This window comes from Azospirillum sp. RU38E, from assembly GCF_900188385.1.
In the GTDB taxonomy this organism is placed as follows: Bacteria; Pseudomonadota; Alphaproteobacteria; order Azospirillales; family Azospirillaceae; genus Niveispirillum.
In genome coordinates this window covers 1-6023 of the sequence record NZ_FZOI01000044.1, presented here as the reverse complement: position 1 = coordinate 6023, position 6023 = coordinate 1, and the positions used below count along the sequence as shown (strand labels likewise).

Below are 6023 nucleotides of genomic sequence, written 5' to 3'. Positions count from 1 at the left end.
ACGCTGCCAGCATTGACGAAGCTGTTGATGTCGCTGAGCGATCCGGAAAGGGTCAGCGTGCCGCTGCCCGAACCGGTGACACCGATACCATTGCCGCCCGTCGCCGAGAGGCTGCCGGCCCCGACAGAGAGGGTGACGGTGACGATCCCGGTCCCGGCGTCAGCATCGCTGAAGCTGATGCCGGTCAGGGCGGTGGCGACATCCTCCGTCACTGTCAGGCTGCCCGGTGCATTGATGCCGGGGGCCGCATTCACGCCGGTGACATTGATGTCCACGCTGGTGCTGGCGGTCAGGGGACCGCCGGTACCGGTATTGCCGCCATCATCGATGGAGACGGTGAGCGTCTGGCTGGCGGTGCTGTTGGCCGCCGTCTGGAAGCGGACATTGCCGGCATTGACGAAGCTGTTGATGTCGCTGAGCGATCCGGAAAGGGTCAGCGTGCCGCTGCCCGAACCGGTGACACCGATACCATTGCCGCCCGTCGCCGAGAGGCTGCCGGCCCCGACGGAGAGGGTGACGGTGACCGTTCCGGTCCCGGCATCGACATCGCTGAAGCTGATGCCGGTCAGGGCGGTGGCGACATCCTCCGTTACCGTCAGGTTGCCCGGTGCATTGATGCTGGGCGCATCATTCACGGCCGTGACATTGAGGGTCACGTTGCTGCTGGCGGACAACGGCCCGCCGGTACCGGTATTGCCGCCATCATTGATGGTGATGGCGAGTGTCTGGCTGGCGGTGCTGTCGGCAGCGGTCTGGAAGCGGACGCTGCCGGCATTGACGAAGCTGTTGATGTCGCTGAGCGATCCGGAAAGGGTCAGCGTGCCGCTGCCCGAACCGGTGATGCTGATCCCGCTGCCATCCGTTGCCGAGAGGCTGCCGGCCCCGACAGAGAGGGTGACGGTGACGATCCCGGTCCCGGCGTCAGCATCGCTGAAGCTGATGCCGGTCAGGGCGGTGGCGACATCCTCCGTTACCGTCAGGCTGCCCGGTGCATTGATGCCGGGGGCCGCATTCACGCCGGTGACATTGATGTCCACGCTGGTGCTGGCGGTCAGGGGACCGCCGGTACCGGTATTGCCGCCATCATTGATGGTGATGGCGAGCGTCTGGCTGGCGGTGCTGTCGGTGGCGGTCTGGAAGCGGACATTGCCAGCATTGACGAAGCTGTTGATGTCGCTGAGCGCGCCGGAAAGGGTCAGCGTGCCGCTACCCGAACCGGTGATGCTGATCCCGCTGCCATCCGTTGCCAAGAGGCTGCCCGCCCCGACGGAGAGGGTGACGGTGACCGTTCCGGCCTCAGCATCCACATCGGTGAAGCGGATGCCGGTCAGCGGCGTGGCCACATTCTCCGTCACATTGAGGGCGGCCGGCACAGTGATGCCGGGGGCATCATTCACGGCGGTGACATTGAGCGTCACGTTGCTGCTGGCGGACAACGGCCCGCCGGTACCGGTATTGCCACCGTCGTTGATGGTGATGGCGAGCGTCTGGCTGACGGTGCTGTCCGCCGCCGTCTGGAAGCGGACATTACCGGCATTGATGAAGCTGTTGATGTCGCTGAGCGCGCCGGACAAGGTCAGCGTGCCGCTGCCCGAGCCGGTGATGCCAATCCCATCGCTATTGACCGCAGACAGGCTGCCCGCGCCGACGGAAAGGGTGACGGTGACCGTTCCGGTCCCGGCATCCACGTCGGCGAAGCTGATGCCGGTCAGGGCGGTGGCCACATCCTCCGTCACCGTCAGGCTGTCCGGGGCGGTGATGCTGGGGGCGTCATTCACGGCCGTGACATTGATTGCCACATTGCTGCTGGCGGTCAGCGGACCGCCGGTGCCGGTATTGCCACCATCATTGATGGTGATGGCCAGTGTCTGGCCGTCCGTGCTGTTGGCTGCCGTCTGGAAGCTGACGCTGCCGGCGGCGATGAAGCTGTTGATGGCGGTGAGCGAGCCGGAGAGGGTCAGCGTGCCGCTGTCCGCCCCGGTGATGCTGACCCCGCTGCCATCCGTTGCCGTCAGGCTGCCCGCCCCGACCGACAGGGTGACACTGACCGTACCGGTGCCGGCATCGACATCGGCAAAGCTGATGCCGGTCAGCGGCGTGGCCACATCTTCTGTCACACTGATGGTGGTCGGCGCTGTCACAATGGTCGGCGCATCATTCACCGGTGTGACTGTAATGGCAAAGGTCTGCGTGCTGGTGGTACCACCACGGCTGTCCACCACGGTGAAGCTGATGCTGTCAGCGGCGGTTTCCCCGCCATTATGCTGATAGGTCAGCCGGTTCGCCGTGATATCGGCCTGGGTGAAGGTTGCCCCGGCTGTGAGGGCATTTCCATTCAGCAGCAGGGCACCATTGACCGGCAGGGAGGTCACGGTGAAGGTCAGCGTCGGTACATTGTCCTGCAGATCGTTGGCCAGCAGCAGATCGCTGCCGATCACCGCGCTGGTGCCTTCTGCCAGGGTCAGGCCGGCATTGACCGGCACGGTGGGGATCGTGTCGATATCCACCGTGCGGACGGCCACCAGACTGACGGCATTGCCGCTGTCGGTAACCGTGAAGCTGACGGACCGGTTGCCGCTGTTGGGCGTGTCGGCGCTGTTGCGGTACTGAATACCGCGCAAGACCTCCTGATACTGACTGGCCTGGGCGCTGCCGGTCAGGGTGATCAGACCGCTGCCTTCACCGCTGATGGTGATGCCATAGTTGGCGGCAGCGGTTCGCGCATCCGCTGACAGGGAGAGCGCCTCGCTGGTGCCGTTCAGGGCGCCGTCCAGCGTGATGGTTGCCCCGGTCAGCAGGTGGCTGTCGGCATCGGCAACGCTCAGCGTCGCCGAAACCGTGACAGCGTCGCGGCCGGCCAGGAAGGTGCTGGCGCCGCTGGGGATAGTAACGGTCGGCCGGTCATTCTGCGGGGTGATGGCGATGGTGCCGGTCACCTGGGCCTGGCCCAGACCGGTACCGGTATTGCCGCCATCATTCAGCACGATGCTGACGCTCCGGTTCGGCAGCCGGCCGGCATCATTGCTGTCCGGCTGGCGGTCGGTCGCGTCGGGCCCCGTATTCTGATAGGTCAGTTCCCCCAGCAGGGCGTTGACGGCCGCCGCCGTGGAAGCAGCGTTCAGGTTCACCACCATGATCCGGGTGGCGGTGGCCCCGCTGGTATCGGTGGTGAAGGTCACGCTGCCGAACACGGTGCCGTTGAGGCTGACTTCGCCGGTGGCGGCGTTATAGGCGATATTGCTGCCCGAACCGATGGCCAGCACATCATCGGCAACCTTCCAGTTGCCCAGGCGCACGGTCAGCGTGCCCTGGTTGAAGCTCGTGGCATCGACATCGGCGACGGTGACGCCGGCGGCGAACCGCACGGGGTCGCCGCCATTGAGCGTGTCGCTGACATATTCGGCAAAGGTGCCGCCCGGGGTGCCGGTGATGACGGGGCTGTCATTGACAGCCGCCATCGACAAGGTGGCGGTGGCCACAGCCGACGCGGTGGACCCGTCGGACACGGTATATTGGAAGCTGGCGACCGTGCCGTTCCCGTTCAGCGGCGGCAGATATTTCAGCCGGCCCGCATCCAGATCGGCAGCCTGAATGGTCTGGTTGACCGTTACAGTCTCGCCCGTATCGACAAGCCCATCCCCATTGGCATCCAGGAACAGGGTGCCGGCACTCGGCAGGCTGATGATGGTGATGGAGGTGAGCGCATCACCATCGGCATCGGCATAGTTCAATGCCGCCTTGCTGATGGTCAGCACCGTATCCTCTGTCCCGCTCAGGGTCGGGTTGGCGGAAACGGTGGGGTCCTGATTGGTGCGGATGGACAGATCATTGCCCGTGCCTGCCACATAGCTGACCCGGTACTGTTGTGCGTTGCTGGTCAAGGGGCCCTGTTCGACGACCGTGCCGCCGATGGTGCCAAGGGTGGCGCCGGCGGCCTGATTGTCGATGATGATCAGGCCGGTTCCGGCCGAACCGGTCAGGCTGTAGGCGATATCCAGGCCGCTGGTCTGGCCCAGGGTCAGGGTTCCGTTGATGGCGACCTGATCATGGCCGGTACCGGCGCTGGCACCGGCCACATCCAGGGCCAGCGTGCCGTTGAGCGCCAGATTGCCCTGGATGGTCAACCGGCCGACGCCGCCATTGGTTCCCGCCACGCCCGGTGCCAGGGTGGCCCCCTGGTTCACGGTGACGCTGTTGCTGGAATTGGCGGCAAAGATGGTGCCGCTGCCCGCCAGGCTGGCGCCCGTGCTGACGGTCACGCCCGACGTGCCGGCCAGCGCACCCGTCACCACCAGGGTGCCGTTGCTGATGCTGGTGGCGCCGCCATAGCTGTTGGTGCCCGACAGGGTCAGGGTACCGGTGCCGGTCTTGGTCAGATTGCCAGCACCGCTGATCACCCCCGACAGGGTCAGGGCATTGGCATGGCTGACTGTGCCGTGATTGACGTCCAGGGTAATGGCATTGTCGATGGTGACGCCGCTGCCCGTGACGGTCAGCGTGCCGCCATTCAGCGTCAGCGCCCCCGTCCCCAGATTGGCATCCGCCCCAACCGACAGGGCACCATCCCGCACGGTGGTGCTGCCGCCATAGCTGTTGCTGCCCGACAGGGTCAGGGTACCGGTGCCGGTCTTGGTCAGATTGCCAGCACCGCTGATCACCCCCGACAGGGTCAGGGCATTATCATGGCTGACTGTGCCGTGATTGACGTCCAGGGTAATGGCATTGTCGATCGTGACGCCGCTGCCCGTGACGGTCAGCGTGCCGCCATTCAGCGTCAGCGCCCCCGTCCCCAGATTGGCATCCGCCCCAACCGACAGGGCACCATCCCGCACGGTGGTGCTGCCGCCATAGCTGTTGCTGCCCGACAGGGTCAGGGTACCGCTGCCGGTCTTGGTGAGGTTGCCAGCACCGCTGATCACCCCCGACAGGGTCAGGGCATTGGCATTGCTGACTGTGCCGTGATTGACGTCCAGGGTAATGGCATTGTCGATGGTGACGTCGCTGCCCGTGACGGTCAGCGTGCCGCCATTCAGCGTCAGCGCCCCCGTCCCCAGATTGGCATCCGCCGCAACCGACAGGGCACCATCCCGCACGGTGGTGCTGCCGCCATAGCTGTTATTGCCCGACAGGGTCAGGGTACCGGTGCCCGTCTTGGTCAGGTTGCCATCGCCGGAGATCACCCCCGACAGGGTCAGGGCATTGGCATTGCTGACTGTGCCGTGATTGACGTCCAGGGTAATGGCATTGTCGATGGTGACGTCGCTGCCCGTGACGGTCAGGGTACCGCCATTCAGCGTCAGCGCCCCCGTCCCCAGATTGGCATCCGCCGCAACCAACAGGGCACCATCCCGCACGGTGGTGCTGCCGCTATAGCTGTTGGTACCCGACAGGGTCAGCGTGCCGGTGCCGGTCTTGGTGAGGTTGCCATCGCCGGAGATTACGCCCGACAGGGTCAGGGCATTGGCATGGCTGACTGTGCCGCCATCGCTGACCAGGCTGAGCGCATTGTCGATGGTCGTTGACCCGGTGACAGAGAGCGTGCCGCCATTCAGCGTCAGCGCCCCCGTCCCCAGATTGGCATCCGCCCCAACCGACAGGGCACCATCCCGCACGGTGGTGCTGCCGCCATAGCTGTTGCTGCCCGACAGGGTCAGGGTACCGGTGCCGGTCTTGGTCAGGTTGCCAGCACCGCTGATCACCCCCGACAGGGTCAGGCCATTATCATTGCTGACTGTGCCGTGATTGACGTCCAGGGTAATGGCATTGTCGATGGTGACGTCGCTGCCCGTGACGGTCAGCGTACCGCCATCCAGCGTCAGCGTACCGCCCAGCAGATTGGCATCCGCTGCCACGGCCAGGGTGCCGGCCGAAACCGTCATCCCGCCCGTGCCGGTCTGCGTGCCGGTCAGCGTCAGCGTGCTCACACCCGCCTTGGTCAGCGCCCCGCTGCCACTGATCACCCCCGACAGGGTGGCATCGGCATCTGCGCGGATGGTGCCCCCCCCGCTCAGGGACACCTCATT

At 65.5% G+C, this 6023-nt stretch carries 1 protein-coding gene; it reads right to left on the bottom strand.

What is annotated here, in order from left to right:
- Window positions 1-6023, bottom strand: a 6023-nt coding sequence (locus CHB97_RS25410; protein ID WP_200820134.1) for an autotransporter-associated beta strand repeat-containing protein, incomplete at both ends; no start/stop codon positions are given.